Origin of the sequence: Frankia sp. KB5 (assembly GCF_002099325.1) — a bacterium.
Classification (GTDB): Bacteria; Actinomycetota; Actinomycetes; order Frankiales; family Frankiaceae; genus Frankia; species Frankia casuarinae.
Genome location: NZ_MRUJ01000407.1, coordinates 1 through 1,231 on the forward strand (window position 1 = coordinate 1; position 1,231 = coordinate 1,231).

Annotated in this window: 1 protein-coding gene; it reads right to left on the minus strand. The window is 70.0% G+C overall.

The genetic code is table 11. The features are described 5' to 3' along the window. Window positions 1–397 precede the first annotated feature (397 nt). A complete protein-coding gene (locus KBI5_RS28325) occupies window positions 398–724 on the minus strand; it encodes a hypothetical protein (protein ID WP_049760977.1) in 327 nt (108 codons plus the stop codon). Window positions 725–1,231 lie beyond the last annotated feature (507 nt).

The following is a 1,231-nucleotide window of genomic DNA, read 5'->3' on the forward strand; positions in this document are numbered from 1 at the left end:
GCCGCGGGGCTGAGTCTGTGCCGCGGGGCTGAGTCTGTGCCGCGGGGTGTTTGTCCGTTCAGGGGCCGATCGGCCGTGACCGGGGTCGGTCGATGGTCGGACGGGGTCGGTCGATGGTCGGATGACCACGATCGGCGGGGTGCGGTGACCGTCCCGACGTGATCCGGTCCCGAGTCACCGCTCGGTCCCGGCGTTTCGCGTACGGTCCGGTGGGCCGTCCATCCCCGTCAAGCGGCCTCAGCCCGTCGTAGCGCGCCTTTTCCGGTATCGCCGGTGTATTTTTTCGCGGCGGCCGTCGTGCTCCCTCTCCGAGGCTCGTCCGTTCGTGGGCCGGCCGGCGACCCGGACGGACGCTGACCGCCGGTTGCCCCCGGACCCGTCGCTGGTTGGCCGTCGTTCATCGTTCGTCGAGCAGCTCCCACAACCATCCCGACCGTCGCACACCCGCGCCGAGCGACCTCAGCCGGCCGGCAAGTTGCCGATCCGAGGTGATGACGACCACGGGCGCGACCGCGTCGCGCGCCGCCGCCACGATGGCGTCGTCGCCGTGCCCGGGGGCGTGCACGACGACGATGGTCGGTGCCGCGCGGTCCGCCCTCGCTGGAACGTGGCGGCCCTTCTCTGGCGCGACGTCCGCGGGCCGGACCTTTTCGGGTGTGATCTTTCCGGGCCGTACGGTTCCCTCGGGAACTCCGGCCCGTGCCGCACCCTCGAGAACGACCACGATCCGCTCAGGCCATTCCGGCCTCGATGATGGCCGCGGGTGCGTGCCGGGACGGGTGATCCGCGCCGAAATAGCGTCGACCAGCCGTCCGGCCGCGCCTGGGCGGTCCCGCCACCACCCGTCGGGCCGGGAGCCAATCACGTTGGCACCGTCTACCACCCACGTGCGCGGGTACTCGTCCGTGGGTCGGCTCATACCGGCGGCGCCGGAATCAGGGGTACTCATCCGGCGCGGCGATCCCCTTTGGCATTCGTACCGGTCGGTTCCGCTCGCGGCACCACCACCCCAAAGGCGCCGGCGGCTGTTGCCCGCCGTTTGCCGGGCAATCGTCCACGGGAGTCGGTAGACGAACACGATCGGTGTCCCAAGGTCGGAGGACATGGACGCCGCTCGGTCCACGCCTGCCCAACTGTCCGCTTGCGGTCGGCCTTTCGACTGGGAAGGTGTGATTCGCAGAACATGATCATCCCTCTATCATGTGGAGCTTGCTCCCTGTCTTTGGGTTCC